The organism is Aeromonas sp. CU5 (assembly GCF_002586745.1).
GTDB classification, from domain to species: Bacteria; Pseudomonadota; Gammaproteobacteria; order Enterobacterales; family Aeromonadaceae; genus Aeromonas; species Aeromonas sobria.
This window is the reverse complement of record NZ_CP023817.1, coordinates 52962-71502: the sequence shown is the minus strand read 5'-3', so window position 1 is coordinate 71502 and position 18541 is coordinate 52962. Positions and strand designations below refer to the sequence as shown.

Annotated in this window: 17 protein-coding genes; 11 read left to right on the top strand and 6 right to left on the bottom strand. The window is 57.1% G+C overall.

The features are described 5' to 3' along the window. Window positions 1–134: 134 nt before the first annotated feature. A complete protein-coding gene (locus CK911_RS00365) occupies window positions 135–743 on the bottom strand; it encodes a LysE family translocator (RefSeq protein ID WP_098968599.1) in 609 nt (202 codons plus the stop codon). 127 nt (window positions 744–870) lie between these two features. Further along, on the bottom strand, window positions 871–1812 hold the full coding sequence (locus CK911_RS00360; protein WP_098968598.1) for a LysR family transcriptional regulator: 942 nt from the start codon (window positions 1810–1812) through the stop codon (window positions 871–873). 225 nt (window positions 1813–2037) lie between these two features. Between CK911_RS00360 and CK911_RS00355 the strand changes: the two genes are divergently transcribed. From CK911_RS00355 to CK911_RS00305, 11 genes are all read left to right on the top strand, one after another. Further along, on the top strand, window positions 2038–3126 hold the full coding sequence (locus CK911_RS00355; RefSeq protein ID WP_042018144.1) for a ketoacyl-ACP synthase III: 1089 nt from the start codon (window positions 2038–2040) through the stop codon (window positions 3124–3126). Between the two features lie 262 nt (window positions 3127–3388). Next, window positions 3389–4603, top strand: coding sequence for a methyl-accepting chemotaxis protein (locus CK911_RS00350; protein WP_098968597.1), 1215 nt, complete (start codon window positions 3389–3391; stop codon window positions 4601–4603). A 9-nt stretch (window positions 4604–4612) separates the two neighbouring features. Continuing rightward, window positions 4613–4981 carry a response regulator gene (locus CK911_RS00345; RefSeq protein ID WP_068977849.1) on the top strand — a complete coding sequence of 123 codons (369 nt, stop codon included), beginning with the start codon at window positions 4613–4615 and terminating at the stop codon, window positions 4979–4981. Between the two features lie 13 nt (window positions 4982–4994). Next, complete coding sequence (locus CK911_RS00340) at window positions 4995–5321, top strand: STAS domain-containing protein (RefSeq protein WP_042018147.1); 327 nt, start codon at window positions 4995–4997, stop codon at window positions 5319–5321. A 22-nt stretch (window positions 5322–5343) separates the two neighbouring features. Beyond that, on the top strand, window positions 5344–7554 hold the full coding sequence (locus CK911_RS00335; RefSeq protein WP_098968596.1) for a chemotaxis protein CheA: 2211 nt from the start codon (window positions 5344–5346) through the stop codon (window positions 7552–7554). A gap of 10 nt (window positions 7555–7564) precedes the next feature. After that, entirely contained in the window at window positions 7565–9490 is a 1926-nt protein-coding gene (locus CK911_RS00330) for a methyl-accepting chemotaxis protein (RefSeq protein WP_098968595.1), read from the top strand. A gap of 12 nt (window positions 9491–9502) precedes the next feature. Next, window positions 9503–10072 carry a chemotaxis protein CheW gene (locus CK911_RS00325; protein ID WP_042018150.1) on the top strand — a complete coding sequence of 190 codons (570 nt, stop codon included), beginning with the start codon at window positions 9503–9505 and terminating at the stop codon, window positions 10070–10072. Between the two features lie 43 nt (window positions 10073–10115). Further along, window positions 10116–11873: a methyl-accepting chemotaxis protein gene (locus tag CK911_RS00320; RefSeq protein WP_098968594.1), complete on the top strand. Its 1758-nt coding sequence runs from the start codon at window positions 10116–10118 to the stop codon at window positions 11871–11873. Window positions 11874–11930: 57 nt separating this feature from the next. Then, complete coding sequence (locus tag CK911_RS00315; protein WP_098968593.1) at window positions 11931–12734, top strand: protein-glutamate O-methyltransferase CheR; 804 nt, start codon at window positions 11931–11933, stop codon at window positions 12732–12734. A gap of 3 nt (window positions 12735–12737) precedes the next feature. Then, entirely contained in the window at window positions 12738–13229 is a 492-nt protein-coding gene (cheD, locus tag CK911_RS00310; protein WP_098968592.1) for a chemoreceptor glutamine deamidase CheD, read from the top strand. Beyond that, a complete protein-coding gene (locus tag CK911_RS00305; protein ID WP_098968591.1) occupies window positions 13226–14284 on the top strand; it encodes a chemotaxis response regulator protein-glutamate methylesterase in 1059 nt (352 codons plus the stop codon). The genes cheD and CK911_RS00305 overlap by 4 nt, the downstream gene beginning before the upstream one ends. A 94-nt stretch (window positions 14285–14378) precedes the next feature. On the opposite strand, the gene pnp is transcribed toward CK911_RS00305, so the two are convergent. The 4 genes from pnp to rbfA all read right to left on the bottom strand — a co-directional run bounded on the left by pnp (window position 14379) and on the right by rbfA (window position 18488). Then, complete coding sequence (gene pnp, locus CK911_RS00300) at window positions 14379–16523, bottom strand: polyribonucleotide nucleotidyltransferase (RefSeq protein ID WP_042018159.1); 2145 nt, start codon at window positions 16521–16523, stop codon at window positions 14379–14381. 168 nt (window positions 16524–16691) lie between these two features. Further along, window positions 16692–16961 (bottom strand): 30S ribosomal protein S15, encoded by a 270-nt coding sequence (rpsO, locus tag CK911_RS00295; protein ID WP_005326646.1) that lies wholly within the window; start codon window positions 16959–16961, stop codon window positions 16692–16694. 128 nt (window positions 16962–17089) lie between these two features. Continuing rightward, complete coding sequence (gene truB, locus CK911_RS00290; RefSeq protein ID WP_098968590.1) at window positions 17090–18049, bottom strand: tRNA pseudouridine(55) synthase TruB; 960 nt, start codon at window positions 18047–18049, stop codon at window positions 17090–17092. Window position 18050: 1 nt separating this feature from the next. After that, entirely contained in the window at window positions 18051–18488 is a 438-nt protein-coding gene (gene rbfA / locus CK911_RS00285; RefSeq protein WP_042018165.1) for a 30S ribosome-binding factor RbfA, read from the bottom strand. Between the last annotated feature and the right edge of the window lie 53 nt (window positions 18489–18541).

The following is an 18541-nucleotide window of genomic DNA, read 5'->3' as shown; positions in this document are numbered from 1 at the left end:
ATCAGGGCGGACAGCAAATGGCCGCTACTCTAGCCCATTCACCACCCGCCTGCCTTGATCCTGCTTAAGGTATCCGTAAAATACAGGATTAGATAACCACCTTGAGTGCCAGCAGCAAATCGTCCACAAGAGGACTAAAGCACCACCGTCAAGGCCAACCCAAGCAGCACCAGGCCGCTCACCTTGTCGATCACGAAGGATTTGGCTTTAAGCCACGCCAGTACGGGGCCACGAGAGAGCACCAGCGCCACCAGCACATACCAGACGGCATCGATCCCGCCAGCGGTAAGCATCATGATGCCCCCCTCACTCCAGCCGGTATCGGCCCGCACAAACTGGCTGAACAGGGCGATAAAGAACACCGCCAGCTGGGGATTGAGGAAGGCCACCATAAAGCCTTCAAAGGCCCCCTGCCGACCGCGCAGCTGGTGTACCTCTTCATTCGCTTCACTACTGGCTGGTTTTGCCAACAGGGCTTTCACCCCGAGCCAGGCAAGAAATGCGGCGCCGCCGTAGCGAATCACGTCAAACAGGATCGGGGTCTGGGTGATCAGGATCGAGAGGCCGAGCGCGGTGACCAGCGCATAGATACCAACCCCGAGGCCGTGACCGAGCGCAGTGGCGACGCCGTGCCCCTGCCCGCCCTGCATCGTGTTGCGGATGATCAGCGCCAGACTCGGCCCCGGGCTGATGGCGCCCATCACGCAGATTGCGGCCAGTGCCAGCCAACTCGTCAGTTCCATGCTTTCCCTCTTTTTTGCTCGATATGATGACCTGCACTCAGGGTACGGGCTGAGCCATTATGCCAGTAGTGAAAGTTATGAATAGATTCCATAGCTAATGGCTATAGCGACACATAACTGACTGGGGCTAACCGCCGAGATCGAGCAGCTTGCGACTCTCGCCGACGGTGCGTTGCAGGTGATCCCGCAGGAAGGGGTAAGCCAGCTCGCGAAACCAGCGGTGGGCCGGATCCTGGTGGTGGCGCTGGTGCCATAGCAGATGATACTGCTGGTCACGGGTAGCAAAGGGTAGATCGACAAAGGTGAGCTCATGTCCGCAAGAGAGCTGCCAGGCGATATGGGCCGGGGTGGTCATCAGGCAATCGGTGCGCAGCAACACCTCCACCGCCGCCTGAAAGAAGGGAACTCTGGCAAACCAGCGCCGACTCAGCCCCTGCGGCGCCAACACCTGCTCTACCGGGCTGTCCTTGTCGCCACCGCCGCTTACCTGCAGGTGAGGCCAGGCGAGATAGTCATCAAGACTCAGCGCCTTGCCTGCCAACGGGTGGTGGCTTCCCATCAGCACCGCCAGCCGATCTTCCCCCTGATGCAGACCACGGATCTGATCCGGAACCTGTTCGGTGATGGTGGAGACCAGATCCAGCTCGGACTGCCACAGCTGCGGCAGCTGCCGCTTGTCCCACAGGCTGTACTCCAGCGCCGCCAACGGCGCCTCTTTGGCGAGCGCGGCGCAGATATCGGGCAGGATATGCTGGGCCACATAATCAGAGGAAGCGAGTCGAAATACCCGCTCGCAACGGCTCGGGTCAAACCCGGGCGCCTCGTAGAGCCGCTCCAGCGCCCCGAGAGAATCCGCCAGCTGGGCGGCCAGTAGTTCGGCACGTGGCGTCAGCAGCCAGCGTTGCCCCTCCCGCACCAGCAGCTCGTCGTCGAACTCGCTGCGCAGTTGGGCAAGCTGCTTGCTGATGGAGGGCTGGCTCAGGTGCAACAGCTCGGCAGCACGGCTGATATTGCGGGTCTCCAGCAGCACCTTGAGGGTGGGCAGCAAGTTGAGATTGGCTCTGAGCAAGGGATACCCTCATCGGTGGGGAAACGCCTATCTTAGGGCAGACGAGTCCCGCATTTTAAGCAAAATTTCCTACCATGTTCAGCACCTTGCAGCCCTTTCTGGCCAGATGGCGCCACCGCTCGCCCTGCGCATAGCCATGACCACAAGATGACAGTGGTTGTCTCGTACGGCATAATTGCACGATTTCCCGCCCGCGGGCGATCCACTTTGAGAAGCGGTAACAAGATGAAATACGCCAATATCACCGGCTGGGGCAAATGCCTGCCTCCCTCCGTGCTGACCAACGATGACCTCAGCACCATCATGGATACGTCAGACGAGTGGATCTATCCGCGTACCGGCATCAAGGCCCGCCGGATCTCCCACGTCAGCACCTCGGATCTCGCCACCCTGGCAAGCCGCCGGGCTTTGGCCTGTGCCGGACTTGAGGCCACCGATATCGACTGCATCATACTGGCGACAGCAACCCCGGATACCCTCGCGCCCAACGCAGCCTCTGCGGTGCAGCAGAAACTGGGGGCCGTCAACGCCGCCGTGTTCGACCTCAATGCCGCCTGTACCGGATTTGTCTACGCGCTGTCGGTCGGCACATCCCTGGTACAAAGCGGCATGATGAAGAAGGTGCTGGTGATCGGTGCCGAGCGTCTGACTTACCTGCTGGACTGGACCCGCCGCGATACCGCAGTGCTGTTTGGTGATGGCGCGGGGGCAGTGGTGATCGAGGCAAGCGAGCAGGAGTGTGGCCTGATTGCCAACAAACTCGGCTGTGACAGCGAAGCAAGGGAGATCCTGCACGTACCGAACTTTGGTACCGATCGGGTGCGTTTTGCCGATATCGACGGTCTATTTACCTTCAACTTTGAAGGCCAGGAGATTTTCAAGCGCGCGGTGCGCGGGATGGGCGAAGCTACCACAAGCGCACTCACCCAGGCCGGTATTACCCCTGAGCAGATCGATCTCATCGTGCCCCATCAGGCCAATGTTCGCATCATTGAGACCCTGGCCAAGCGGATGAATGCCCCGATGGACAAGGTGATGGTCAACATCGAAAACTACGGCAACACCTCCGCCGCCACTGTCCCTATCGCCCTGTGCGAGGCGCTGGAGCAGGGCCGCGTCACGCCGAACTCCTATCTGCTGACCGCAGCCTTCGGAGCAGGCCTGACCTGGGGCGCAGCCATCATCAAATGGGGTGAGCGCGTCACCCCCATCAACCAGTGCGATGCCGAGCTCCCCCCCTGCGACAAGAGCGCGCTGGAGCTGATTGCCCATGCCGTTGAAGGATGCAAGAAGGCCCACATCAACCAGGCCTGATCCTCATCAGGAGCCTGAACTTTCAGGCTCCTTCTCTCCTCACTTGCCCGCGGCTCTCTGACCACGTCCCTGTCATCCCCTTCGCTCCCCCCGATACCGCTATCGCTGATACAAACAAATCCGATTTGCAGCCAATTTATTTTTTTCCGCTAACCTTACTGAGCCAACTATAAATAAAGAAAAGAGCTTCAAGGGACACCATGACTCTCGCAGTCCCGCTCCTTGACCTCTTACCAGATACTTGCACAGGGATAAGCTACGTATGGCACAACACAAAAGTGGCGTGAACACACCGCTTTGGGAACCGGTTTGCTGGATTTGCTGCATCGGGCTTGCTCTGCTGAGCTGCCTGTTACTGCAACTCGCCGATGCGCTGTCACCTCTTTATCTGCTGATCAATGTGCTGGTTGCCATTGCAGCCGCCCTCTGGGCATCCAGCCACTTCCACCGGCACTTGCAACGAAACAGTACCGAGCGGGAAGAGCCCGTCACAACCAATACCCTCGCCCGCTCCATCGTCGGGCTCGAACAGGTGTGCGAGAAAGCACTGCCCATCTGGTCACAACAGATTGAAAACTCTCGCCAACAGACCGAAGCGGCAATGATTGACCTGACCCAACGCTTCAGTGGATTGGCCAGCAAGCTGGAAGAGGCGGTCAGTGCCTCCCATCTGGCAGCAGGTGAGCTGGGGGACGCCAATTCCCGTGGCATGGCCGGGGTCTTGAGCGAGAGCCAACAACAGCTCAATGAGGTGGTTGCCATCCTGCACTCTGCCCAGGCAAACCGTGATGCCATGCTGGCCGAAATCAAGAGCCTGACCACCTACACCATAGAGCTCAACACCATGGCCATGGATGTGGCCAAAATCGCCTCCCAGACCAACCTGCTGGCCCTCAACGCCGCCATTGAAGCCGCTCGCGCTGGCGAAGCCGGTCGTGGCTTTGCCGTCGTCGCCGATGAGGTACGCAACCTCTCGCGCCTCTCCAGCGAGACCGCCCAAAAAATGACCGAAAAGGTCGATACCATCAACACTGCTATCGGCCGTGCTTTCCAGATTGCCGAAAATGCGGCGGCTCGGGATCACGCCTCGGCGCTCAATTCGGAACAGACCATAGAGCAAGTGCTGACGCGTTTTCGTCATGCTACCGATAGCCTGGCGGAATCCGCCTCCCTGCTGCAAAACGAAAGCACGGAGATCCACCTCGAAATCTCCAATGTCATTGTCTCGCTGCAATTTCAAGACAGAGTCAGCCAGATCCTTAGCCATGTCAGACAAAACATGGAGAGCCTCTCCAGCCACCTGGTTACTTCCGAGCAGAACAGCCAGACAGGGGGGCCAATCCAGATCGATGCCAATCGCTGGCTGGCAGAGATGGAGCTCTCATACGCCACCGACGAACAACGCAATATTCACCATGGTCGCACCACCCGTTCTGTCAAAGCGCAGCCAAGCAGCGCCGACATCACATTTTTCTAGGAGAGAGATATGGGCAAAACGATCCTGATCGTGGATGACTCGGCAACCATTCGCCAAGTCGTAGGCATGACCCTCAAGGGAGCAGGTTATGAAGTAATGGAGGCGAACGACGGCAAAGATGCGCTCAAGAAGCTTGATGGCAAGAAGATCAACCTGATCATCAGTGACGTCAACATGCCGAACATGGATGGCATCACCTTCGTCAAAGAGGCCAAAAAGCTGGCCAGCTACAAATTCACCCCGGTCATCATGCTGACCACCGAGTCGCAAGACAGCAAGAAGCAGGAAGGACAAGCCGCAGGAGCCAAAGCCTGGGTGGTCAAGCCCTTCCAGCCCGAGCAGATGCTGGCCGCCGTCGCCAAGCTCATCATGCCCTGATCCGGAGCGCATCATGCAACTACAGAGTGAGCTACTCGACAACAAGGTGGTGGTGACCATGCCGGACGAGATCACCATCTATACGGTCAGCGAACTGAAAGATGCCCTCTCGCCCTTGCTGCATCAGGGGCGCGAACTGGAGCTGAATCTGGCCGCGGTATCCGAGATAGACAGCGCTGGGCTGCAATTGCTGCTGGCCACCAAGAAAACCGCTCTGCAGCAGGGTTCATCGCTGGCACTGATCTGGCACAGCAATGTTGTGCTTGAACTTCTGGAACTGTGCCAGCTATCGGCCTTTTTTGGCGACCCTACCCTCATCACCCATGGCGAACGGCCTTGAGCCACCATGACAAGGAGTCACCGTGAGCATCGATCTTGATCAGGCTTTACAGACCTATATCGCCGAGGCACGGGAGTTGCTCGAAGAGATGGAGTCAGCTCTGCTCTCACTGGAGGCTGACCCTGACAATAGCGAGCTGATTGGCGCTATCTTCCGTGCAGCCCATACCATCAAGGGATCGGCAGGCCTGTTTGGTCTGCAGCCAATCGTCGGGTTTACCCATATCGTCGAGGATCTGCTCGACCAGATCCGCAATCAACAGCTCACCGTCACCTCCGTCCTGATCAAGGACTTGCTGGAAAGCTGCGACCACATCCAGATGCTGATCAGCGTCGTTGCAGAGCAGGGCGACGCGCTGAGCGAAAACGATGCCAGCCAGGACGAACGACTGAGGCTCGCCCTCACCCGTCACCAGTGTGTCCCCCATGCCACGCTGCCAGATACGGTACATACGCAGGAACCCAAGATCGAAAAAGAGGGAGGCATTACCAGCTCAGCCTCCTTGTGGCATATCTCCCTGCGTTTTGGCCCCGATGTGCTGCGCAACGGCATGGATCCGGCCGCGTTTCTGCGCTATCTCGGCACCCTAGGTAGCATCTGCTCGATGGAGACCATCCATCAGGCGCTACCGGATTGGGAGCAGTTCGATCCGGAAAATTGCTACCTTGGCTACGAGATAGACTTCGACTCGCAGGCAGACAAGACGGCCATCAGCGATGTTTTTGAATTTGTCAGAGATGACTGCCAAATCACCATTTTGCCGCCCCACAGCAAGATCGCCGAGTTCATCAACCTGATCGAGTCACTGCCGGAAGATAACGCCATGCTGGGGCAATTGCTGGTCAACACCGGCGCCCTGACAGCAGAGGAGCTGGCCAACGGTCTGCAGGCACAACAAGCAACACCGGCAGAGCAAGCGCCCAAACTCGGGGAGATCCTGATTGCGCAGGGTGCCGTCAACGAAGCCGTGGTCGATGCCGCCCTGAAAAAACAGAACCAGACCAAGGAGAACAAGAGCAAAGAGGGTCGTTACGTCAGGGTGCATGCCGACAAGCTGGATGATCTGATCAATCTGGTCGGAGAGCTGGTGGTCGCCAGTTCAGGGGCCAACCTGTTAGCCCAGCGCACCCGAGAGAGCCAGCTGCAGGAAGCCACCTCGGTCATCGCAATGCTGGTTGAAGAGATCCGTGACAGTGCGCTGCGTCTGCGCATGGTGCCTATCGGCGATACCTTCAACCGCTTCCAGCGGGTGGTGCGCGATGTCAGTCAGGAGCTGAACAAGGATATCACGCTAGTGATCTCCGGAGCCGAGACCGAACTGGACAAGTCGGTGGTAGAGAAGATCGGTGACCCACTGATGCATCTGGTCAGAAACTCGATGGATCACGGTATCGAATCGGCAGAACAACGGCTGCTGGCAGGCAAATCCCCCCGTGGCACCCTGAATCTCAATGCCTATCACGACTCCAACAGTATCGTCATCGAAATTCGGGATGACGGCGCAGGTCTCAACAAAGCCAGGATCCAGCATAAAGCCATCGAGCGCGGTCTGATCAATGCCACCACCACGCTGACGGATCAGGAGATATACAACCTGATCTTCGAGCCGGGGTTCTCTACCGCAGAGGCAGTCACCAACCTCTCTGGTCGCGGGGTAGGCATGGATGTCGTCAAACGCAACATAACTGCCCTGCGCGGCACGGTCGATCTGGACAGCATCCCGGGAAAAGGAACTCGCGTACAGATCCGCCTGCCGCTTACCCTCGCCATCATCGACGGCTTTTTGGTGCGGGTCTGCGACACCCACTATGTCATTCCGCTTGATATGGTGATCGAATGCGTTGAATTGACCCAGAGTGCACTGGCCGATACCCAGGGGCGCAATTACATCAATTTGCGTGGCGAGGTGCTGCCCTTTATCCGCCTGCAACACTACTTCGATACCAATGGCAGCAAGGGGCGGCGCGAGAACATTGTCGTGGTCAGCCATGCAGGCAAAAAATCCGGACTGGTGGTGGATGAACTGCTGGGAGAATTCCAGACCGTCATCAAGCCGTTGGGGAAATTATTCCAGCGCCTGCAGGGCATCAGTGGTTCAACCATTCTGGGGGGAGGAGAGGTCGCCCTGATCCTCGACATTCCCTCGCTGATCCAACACGCGATAACTCAAGAATCCAGTCAGCTCAACAGGTTGACAGTATCGCGCAACCTGCCTCAATCCAGCATCAACTGAGGGGACCATCATGTTCAAAAACTCCACCATCAAATTGCGTCTCATCGTGCTGCTCTGCATGCTCTGCCTGCTGCTGCTGGCCGTTGGCAGCCTCGGGTTATACAACATGCAGAGCAGCAATAACGGGTTGCAGCGTGTTTACAACGACAGGGTGGTTCCTCTCAAGCAACTGAAGACCATCTCCGACAGCTATGCCGTGTCAATCATCGACAACCTCAACAAGGCCAATGCGGGGCTGATCCCGGCAGAAGAGGCCCTGACCCAGATTAAACAGGCCCAACAGACGATCAAGAACGAGTGGCATAACTACCAGTCCACCACCCTCACCCCGGATGAGCAGCGCTTGTCAGCCGAGGCGACCACACTGTTCAACTCGGCCGATACCGATATTGGCAAACTGGAGAAATTCCTCGCCACCCAGCACGGCAGGAATGCCGGCATGCTGAGTAATTTTGACGGCACTCTGTATGGTTCCATCGACCCGATAGGCAACAAAATCACCGAGCTGGTCAACCTGCAGCTCAACGTGGCCAAGTCGGAATATACCGCAGCGCAATCCTGGTATGACGTGATGCTGATAACCATGGCGGTGGTTATCGCGGTCGGCATCATGTTCGCAGCCTGGTTTGGCGCCATGTTGATCAAGAGCATCATCACCCCGATCGAACAGGCCCTGCGCGTGGCCAATAGCCTGGCCGAGGGCAATCTGGATGTATCAATCAAGATCGAATCTAACGACGAGGCAGGTCAGCTCCTGATGGCGATGGACAACATGGTCAAAAAACTGGGGGCCTTGATCACGGATATCGAGACCTTGGTCACTGCCGCCGTCGAGCAGGGAGACTTCAGCCACAAGATTGCACTGGAGGATCGCCAGGGCTATATCAAGCGGGTATCCGAGCTACTGAATCGCCTCTCCCATGTGACAGATACCAGCCTGGAAGATGTGATGCGCATCGCCACCGCGCTCTCCAAGGGGGATCTGACCCAGCGGATCGATGAGCCCTACCCCGGTATTTTTGGCCAGACCAAAGATGGTCTCAACCAGACCATCACTGCGCTCACCAATATCATCGAAGAGGTACGTAATGCCGCCGACAACCTGACCAACGCCTCCAATCAGGTGAGCAATACGGCGCAGGCATTGAGTCAGGCCACCAGCGAGCAAGCAGCCAGTGTCGAGGAGACCAGCGCCTCTATCGAGCAGATGAGCGCCAGCATCAACCAGAACACCGAGAACGCCAAGATCACCGACAGCATGGCCAGCAACTCGGTACTGGAGGCCACCGAAGGGGGCCAATCCGTACAACAGACAGTGACCGCCATGCAGCAGATCGCCAAGAAAGTCAGCATCATCGATGACATCGCCTACCAGACCAACCTGCTTGCGCTCAATGCGGCTATCGAGGCAGCTCGCGCCGGAGAACATGGCAAAGGCTTCGCGGTGGTTGCCGCCGAGGTGAGAAAACTGGCAGAACGCAGCCAGATCGCGGCGCAAGAGATTGGCGAGCTCTCCTCCGACAGCGTCAGCAAGGCAGAGCGAGCCGGCAACCTGCTGGAGAGGATCGTCCCCTCCATTCGCAAGACCTCTGATCTGGTACAAGAGATCAATGCCGCTTCGGGCGAGCAGGCCAGTGCAGCCAACCAGATCAGTCTGGCTATGAGCCAACTCAATCAGGTGACACAACAGAATGCGGCCAGTAGCGAGGAGCTGGCGGCCACCGCCGAAGAGATGAGCTCGCAAGCCAGCGAACTGCAGCAAACCATGGCCTTCTTCGCTCTGGAAAAAAGTGTGCAGCTCAACTCCAGGCCCCATGAAACCAGCCACAAGGGGATTCCTCCCAGAGGCAGTTTCATCGCACCGCCACAACGGGCCAGTCAGCCCAATCAACCATCATCCCATTCCATTGCTGAAGCGGATTTTGTCCGTTTCTAACCGGAGGCGACCATGCATACATCCACCGACATCACGCTGCCATTATTGGCCGCTGGCGAGAGCAGCGGCGATGCCCAGTACCTGACGTTTCTGATCAACAACGAGATGTTCGCCATCAATATTCTGGGGGTCAAAGAGATCATTGAATACGGCAATATCACTCCAATCCCGATGATGCCGAGCTTTATTCGTGGCGTCATCAATCTGCGAGGAGCTGTTGTCTCAGTCGTTGACCTCAGTGCGCGCTTTGGCAATACCCCTTCAAATATTACCCGCCGCAGTTGCATCATCATCATTGAGGGAATGGCGCAGCAGGGTGATGAGCCTGTCAGCCAGGATATAGGTGTCGTAGTGGATTCCGTGTCGGAGGTGTTAGGTATTCCACAAGCTGATATTGAACCACCGCCAAGTTTTGGCGCCCGCATCAGGGCTGACTTTATCAGCGGCATGGGCAAAGTCAGCGGTAAATTCGTCATCCTCATCGATACCGCAAAAGTGTTGTCACTCGATGAGATGGCACAACTCAACGAACTGGCCCAGCCACAGGCAAGGTTACCGCAAGGCAATCTGCAGCACTCCTGAACAGGCCCCCATACTCCATGACATGCAGCATAAGGAAACGCTCATGACCCAGTCACTCTTAGGCAAACTCTTCGGGAACGATGCCGCAGAAGCAAGACAACAGGCCCTGTTACTCGACGCTATCGGACAAGTCCAGCGTGCCATCGTGGAAGATCGCCCCCCAGCCCCACTCGACCTTTCCGGACTGGATAATGCCCTGCGCACGATAGGAAATGCCGTCAACGACGTGGTGACCTCGCTCAGCGACAAGCTGGAGCAGAGCCGGGATGAAGTCAGGAACAGCCAGGCGTTGCTCCATGAGAACAGACTGGTGCGCAAGGCACTGGACTGCGCCAGCACCAACGTGATGATCGCCGACACCAATCTCGACATTATCTATATGAACGAGGCCGTGACCGGCATGCTTAATCAGGCTGAAACTGATATCAAAAAAGAGCTCTACAACTTCAATGCCAATCAGCTGATGGGCGCCAATATCGACAGTTTTCATAAAAATCCCAGCCATCAACGGGCGATGCTGGCCAAACTCAACAATACATTTCGAACCCAGATCCAGCTGGGAGGACGAACCTTCTCCCTGATTGCCAATCCGGTCTTCAGCGATAGTGGCGAGCGCATGGGCTCAGTCGTCGAATGGGCAGACAGAACCAAGGAGGTAATGATAGAGAAAGAGATGTCCGACATCGTGCAGGCAGTGATCAATGGTGAACTGCACCGCCGGATGGAACTTGCTGGCAAGAGCGGCTTCTTTCAGGCGATGGGTGAAGGGATCAACCAGATTGCCGAAGTGATCGACCGCACCCTCAACGAGGTTATCCGGGTCGTGCAATGTCTGGCTAAAGGGGATCTGACCCAACAGATAGAGGCTGACTATCCCGGTATTTTTGGTACAACCAAGGATTCACTCAACATCACAATCACCTCGCTGACCAAAATCGTCACCGAAGTTCGCGGCGCCTCTGACAACCTCTCCAGCGCCGCCGAGCAGGTAAGCGCCACCGCCCAGTCCATCAGTCAATCCAGCAGTGAACAGGCCTCCAGCATGGAGGAGACCAGCGCCTCTATCGAGCAGATGAGCGCCAGCATCAATCAGAATACCGACAACGCTCAAGTCACCGATGGCATGGCCAGCAAGGCCGCCAAAGAGGCCGTCGAGGGAGGGGAAGCCGTCAAGCTCACCGTCGATGCGATGAAACAGATCGCCAAACGAATTGGCATCATCGATGACATCGCCTACCAGACCAATCTGCTGGCACTCAACGCGGCTATTGAAGCGGCTCGGGCAGGTGACCACGGCAAAGGCTTTGCGGTCGTAGCCGCAGAGGTGCGCAAACTGGCAGAGCGCAGCCAAATTGCGGCACAGGAGATTGGTGAGCTCGCCTCCAGTAGTGTGGAGATGGCAGAAAAAGCAGGTCGCTTGCTGGATCAGATGGTGCCGTCCATTAACAAAACCTCTGACCTGGTACAGGAGATCAGTGCAGCCTCCAATGAGCAATCGACAGGGGTCAGCCAAATCAACCTGGCTATGAATCAGCTAAGCCAGGTCACCCAACAGAATGCCTCTTGCAGCGAAGAGCTTGCAGCCACTGCCGAGGAGATGAGCAGTCAGGCCGAGCAGCTACAGCTGGCCATGGAGTTTTTCACTTTGGAGGAAGTGCGCAAGGATAACCGGGCCCACGCAACGACACGCAATGCGATAACCAAGGGGCGTTTCATCAACGAGGGCAACGCCCCTGGTAATGAACGACCATCAAATCACTCGCGACCACCACTCAACGACGCCGATTTTGTCCGATTCTAGCTACGGGAGAGGCTTTGCCTCTCCCACATCCGACGTCACTGGTAGAGGGGCAGGATTTTGTATCAAACCCAGTTGCATGATGATGAGTTCTCCCGTTTCCAGCACTGGCTTCATCAAACGGCGGGAATAGAGCTGTCTCCAGCCAAAAAGGCTTTGGTTGCCAGCCGGCTGGCGAAACGACTCTGCCACTACGAGCTGGATAGTTATGACGACTACTTCCAGCTCATCATGAGCGACCGTAGCAGCGAACTACAGCTGGCGCTCGATCTGCTCACCACCAATGAAACCTACTTTTTCAGGGAGCCCAAACACTTCGAGTTTCTGACCAGGCAAGTACTTGCGCACTTCCCGACAGAACGCACCTTGCGGATCTGGAGTGCCGCCAGCTCATCGGGAGAAGAGCCTTACAGTCTGGCCATGACGCTGGCAGAGAAACGCGGCACCCTCAACTGGGAAATCGTGGCATCTGACATCTCGTCACGGGTACTGGAACAGGCCATGAGCGGGCGCTATCTGATCGAACGGGCACACAACATTCCGCTGCCATTCTTGATGAAGTACTGCCTAAAGGGCATCGGCCTGCAGGAGGGTATCTTCATCATCGACCGCAAGTTACGGGACAAAGTCAATTTCATGCAGATCAACCTCAATCAGGAGCTGCCGGATCTGGGGATGTTCGACGTGATCTTCATCAGGAACGTGATGATCTATTTCAACAAGGAGACCAAAGGGCAAGTATTGCAACGACTGGTACCCCGGCTCAAACCCGGTGGCTATCTGCTGGTCAGCCACGCTGAAAGCCTGCACGGCTTGCCTCACGGCCTGCAGTTGGTGTCCCCTTCCATTTATCAGAAGAGATGAACCATGGCACGGGAGGTAATCCTGCAACCGGGCGAACTCTTTTTTGGCAAGGAGGATGTGGTGGTCAAAACCCTGCTGGGGTCCTGTATCGCCATCACCCTGTGGCATCCCGAGCAAAAACAGGGGGGCATGTGTCACTACATGTTGCCCACCCGAGGCAACCCCTCGACCGGGCTTGATGGTCGCTATGCAGATGAGGCCCTCGCCTTGCTAGTGCAGGCAGCAGGTCTCTATCCCGCCCCCATTCATGAGTACGAAGCCAAGCTGTTCGGGGGAGGCAACATGTTCACCGAGCAGCAATACGCACAGAGCGACAATAATGTCGCCACCAAAAATATTCAGGCAGCCTGGCAGCTGACCAGAGACCTTGGCCTTGATATCAGGGCTCATCATCTTGGCCATAGCGGCCACCGAAGCTTGCTCTTTGAGCTCAGCAACGGCAGTGTCTGGCTCCGCCATCATCGTCTGCCACATCAACGGGAGTCGCGAGAATGAAGCAGATCCGGGTCATGCTGGTGGATGATTCCGCCGTGGTCAGACAGGTATTGCAAGCGGTGCTGGAGCAGGAGCCTGACATCAAGGTGATCGCCACGGCCTCGGATCCCCTGTTTGCTCAGGAAAAACTGAAGAAAGAGTGGCCTGACGTCATCGTGCTCGATGTGGAAATGCCACGCATGGACGGCATCACATTTCTCACCAAAATCATGGCCGAGCACCCGACACCGGTGGTGATCTGCTCATCTCTCACCGAAAAGGGAGCGGAAACTACACTGCAAGCGATGGCTGCGGGTGCAGTGGATATCATCACCAAGCCAACCATGGGATTAAAAAGCTTTCTGCAAGAATCCGCCCACGATCTGGCCATGGCGGTGCGGGCTGCCGCCCAGGCCAATCTCAAACGTGTTGGCAAGCCTGCCCCCTCAACGATCAGCACCAAACTCAATGCGGATGTCATGCTGTCCCCCAACCAACATGCCATGGCACAAACCACTGAACGGCTCATTGCCATCGGCACCTCAACTGGCGGCACCCAGGCGCTGGAAGTGGTGCTGACTGCCCTGCCCCGGGTCAGTCCCGGCATTGTCATTGTGCAGCACATGCCGGAGAAATTTACCGCCATGTTCGCCGAGCGGCTGAACGGGGTCTGCCAGATAGAAGTGCGGGAGGCAAAAAATAACGACAGGGTGATCCCCGGGCTGGCGCTGATTGCCCCGGGGGGCAAGCACATGCTGCTCAAACGCAGCGGTGCCTACTATCACGTCGAGGTGGTGGATGGCCCCCTTATCAACCGCCATCGTCCTTCGGTGGATGTGCTGTTTCGCTCCGTCGCCAAATATGCCGGCAAGAACGCCACCGGCATCATCATGACCGGCATGGGGGATGACGGTGCCCGGGGATTGCGCGAGATGCTGGAAGCCGGTGCCAATACCTATGCCCAGGATGAGGCCTCCTGCGTGGTCTTCGGCATGCCCAAAGAGGCGATAAAACTGGGGGCCGCTCGCCATGTGCTCCCTCTGCAAGAGATGCAATATGCCATCCTTGGCAGGTAGCACCATCGGTTTTTTTCCATAAAAAAGTCCGGCTCCCCAAGGGGAGCCGGACTTTTTACATCAACCGAAACCAGTCCGGTATCAGAGCGGCAGATTACTCTGCGGCAGGCGCTTCTTCAGCAGCCGGCGCGGCATCAGCGGCAGGTGCAGCTTCAGTCGGGGCGTTCGCTTCCTTGATGGAGAGGCGTACGCGGCCCTGACGGTCAACTTCCAGTACCTTCACCTTGACCACGTCACCGATGGTCAGGTGGTCAGCCACGTTCTGCACGCGAGCGTCGGTGATCTGGGAGATGTGTACCAGACCATCTTTGCCCGGCAGGATGTTGACGAAGGCACCGAAGTCAGCCAGACGTACCACTTTACCTTCATAGATGCGGTTCACTTCAATCTCGGCGGTGATCGCTTCGATACGACGGATCGCTTCCATGGCAGCTTCGTTGGCCACGGCGGAGATGCGAACAGTACCGTCATCATCCAGCTCGATGTTGGTGCCGGTCTCTTCGGTCAGCGCACGGATCACTGAACCACCCTTACCGATCACGTCCTTGATCTTCTCAGGATTGATCTTGATGGTGTGGATACGCGGGGCAAAATCAGAGATTTCGCTGCGCGGAGCCTGGATGGCTTCATCCATCACTTTCAGGATGTGCAGGCGAGCGCCACGAGCTTGCTTGAGGGCAATCTCCATGATCTCTTTGGTGATGCCTTCGATCTTGATGTCCATCTGCAGCGCGGTGATACCTTCGGTGGTACCGGCTACTTTGAAGTCCATGTCACCCAGGTGATCTTCGTCACCCAGGATGTCGGACAGCACGACGAAACCTTCCTCTTCCTTCACCAGACCCATGGCGATACCGGCAACAGAGGCCTTGATCGGCACACCTGCATCCATCAGCGCCAGGGAGGAACCACAGACAGAAGCCATGGAGGAGGAACCGTTGGATTCGGTGATTTCAGACACCACACGTACCACATACGGGAACTCGGCGGCACTCGGCATTACGGCAGCAACACCACGCTTGGCCAGACGGCCGTGACCGATTTCACGACGCTTGGGGCTACCCATCATGCCAGTCTCACCGACGCAATACGGCGGGAAGTTATAGTGCAGCATGAAGCGGTCGGCACGATGGCCAGCCAGCTCGTCGATGTTCTGGGCGTCACGCTCGGTACCCAGAGTGGCAACCACGATGGCCTGAGTCTCACCACGGGTGAACAGGGCAGAACCGTGAGCACGGGGCAGAATGCCGGTGCCGACAGACAGGGCGCGGATCATTTCCGGATCACGACCATCGATACGCGGCTCGCCACGCACTACGCGGCCACGGACGATACGGCTTTCCAGGCTGTGGAACTCTTCACCGATCTTCTTGGCATCGTCGGCAACACCGGAAGCAATGACCTGCTCAACCACGCGCGCCTTGATGGCACCGATGGCTTCGTAACGTACTGCTTTCTCAGTGATGCGATACGCTTCACCCAGTTCGGCAGTCGCCAGCTCGGCGATCTTGGCTTTCAGCGGCTCGTTAACGGCAGGCGCAGTCCAGTTCCACGGCTTGGTGCCAACAGCGGCAGCAAACTCGTTGATCGCATTGATGACGATCTGCATCTGGTCATGACCAAATACCACGGCGCCCAGCATCACCTCTTCAGAGAGGATGGCCGCTTCGGACTCAACCATCAGTACCGCGTTGGCAGTACCGGCAACCACCAGGTCCAGATCGCTCTGCGGCAGTTCAGCGGTAGTCGGGTTCAGCATGTACTGACCGTTCATGTAGCCCACGCGAGCAGCTGCAATCGGACCACCAAACGGAATACCGGAGATGGCCAGTGCAGCAGAGGCACCGATCATGGCAACGATGTCCGGAGAAACCAGCGGATTCACGGACATGACGGTGGCAACCACCTGAACCTCATTGAGGAAGCCTTCCGGGAACAGCGGGCGAATAGGACGGTCGATCAGGCGGGAAGTGAGGGTCTCACCTTCGCTCGGACGGCCTTCACGACGGAAGAAACCACCCGGGATACGACCAGCAGCATAGGTACGCTCCTGGTAGTTGACGGTCAGCGGGAAGAAATCACGGCCATGATCGGCCTCTTTCTTACCAACTACGGTTACAAATACGCAGGTATCGTCCATGCTGACCATAACGGCCGCAGTGGCTTGACGGGCCATCACACCGGTTTCCAGAGTGACGGTGTGTTGACCGTACTGGAATGACTTTACAATAGGATTCACGTGAATTTCCTTTTTTACAATTTGGCTCTTTAAATTCGCGCACAAGTATACTTGATTCACTGCAAAAGGTAAGCGGGGACACGAATTCTGTGAAGCAGGCAACGACTTGAAGAGCAATAAAAAAGGGGAACCTCACGGTTCCCCTTTTTCGCGAAATCTGATGGTCGATTAACGACGCAGACCCAGCTTGGCGATCAGAGCAGCATAACGCTGAACATCTTTACGCTTCAGGTAGTCCAGCAGCTTACGACGCTGGGAAACCATGCGCAGCAGACCGCGACGACCGTGGTGGTCCTTTGAGTGCTCCTTGAAGTGACCTTGCAGATGGTTGATCTGGGCAGTCAGCAGGGCAACCTGCACTTCGGGGGAACCAGTGTCGTTAGCGCAACGAGCGTTGTCAGCAACGATGGAAGCTTTGATCTCAGCATTTAGAGACATGTGTGTACTCCAGTAGAGTGTTTAAAGGTTCACAGCCAATCTCTAATTCAGCCGTGAAATGAGGGCGGTATCATAATCGTCCCCGGCTATTTTCGCAACGGGAAAGACGCGCCGATACCGCCAGAGGATTACTCCTCGATGTTATCGTCGTGATAACGCACCAATCGCTTGGGCGCAACCCGACCATCAGCATCAATGTCACCCACGCCGATAAACTCGCGCTCTGGGCCGACTGTCATGCGAACCTGACCACTGGCCGGTGCGCCAGGCACCTGTACCGCTTGGCCCTGATTCACATACGCAGCGACTACCGCCAGCATGTTCACCTCAGGCAAAGATGCCACTGCGGTATCCATCGGCAACAGCAGCGGATCGAGCTGCTCGCGCGGCGGGGTACTCTCGGCCTTGGACTGCTCGAGAATGCACTCCAGCTGCTCCAGGGTCAGCATCCGATCATAGGGATAGCTGGCCACCTGAGTACGACGCAACTGGGTGACGTGGGCGCCACAACCCAGCACTTCCCCCAGATCATCGACCAGCGTGCGGATGTAGGTGCCTTTGCTGCAGTGCACTTCGAGGCACACTTCATCACCTTCGAAGCTCAGCAGTTTGAGTTCGAATATCGTGATGGGACGGGCTTCACGCTCGATGGTGATGCCTTCACGGGCATACTCATAGAGCGGGCGGCCATTGTGCTTGAGCGCAGAATACATGGACGGCACCTGCATGATCGGGCCGCGGAACTGATCCAGCGACTCAATCAGGGTACCCATCGCCACGTTCACCGGACGAGTGGAAACCACTTCGCCGTCGGAGTCACTGGTATTGGTGCGCTCGCCCAGCTTGGCGGTCACCTCATAGCGCTTGTCCGCCTCCAGCAGATACTGGGAGAACTTGGTGGCCTCACCGAGGCAGATCGGCAGCATGCCGGTCGCCAACGGGTCCAAGGCGCCAGTGTGGCCAGCCTTGGCTGCGTTGTAGATCCGCTTGACCTTCTGCAACACATCGTTGGAGGTCAGACCGGTTGGCTTATCCAGCAGCAGGATGCCGTGAACATCACGGCCCTTGAAACGACGTCTGCGTGACATCTCAGGCTTTATCCTCTGTTGTGTCATCGGGTGTGGCATCCGTCTCTTCGTCACGGCCAGCTTCGGCCATGCGACGCTTGTCTTCGCGCACAGTGTTGGTCACCAGGTTGGAGAGACGCATCCCTTCGACCAGGGTCTGGTCGTAGTAGAAACGCAGCTCAGGCACTACCCGCAGACGCATCGCGCTGCCAAGCAGGCTGCGGATATAACCGGCGGCTTCAGTCAGACCCAACAGGCCTTCCTTGATGCGATCGCCGTCATTCTCCAACTGCAGAAAAGTGACGTAAATTTTTGCATAGTTAAGATCTTTGGACACTTCCACATCGGAAACTGTCACCATGCCAATGCGGGGATCTTTCACCTCACGCTGCAGGATCAGCGCGATTTCACGCTGGATCTGCTGTCCGACCCGACGGGTCCGGCTGAATTCTCTGGCCATATTCTATCCTGCGATAAAAGGGGGCCGTGGCCCCCTATTTTGTCTGACTCTCG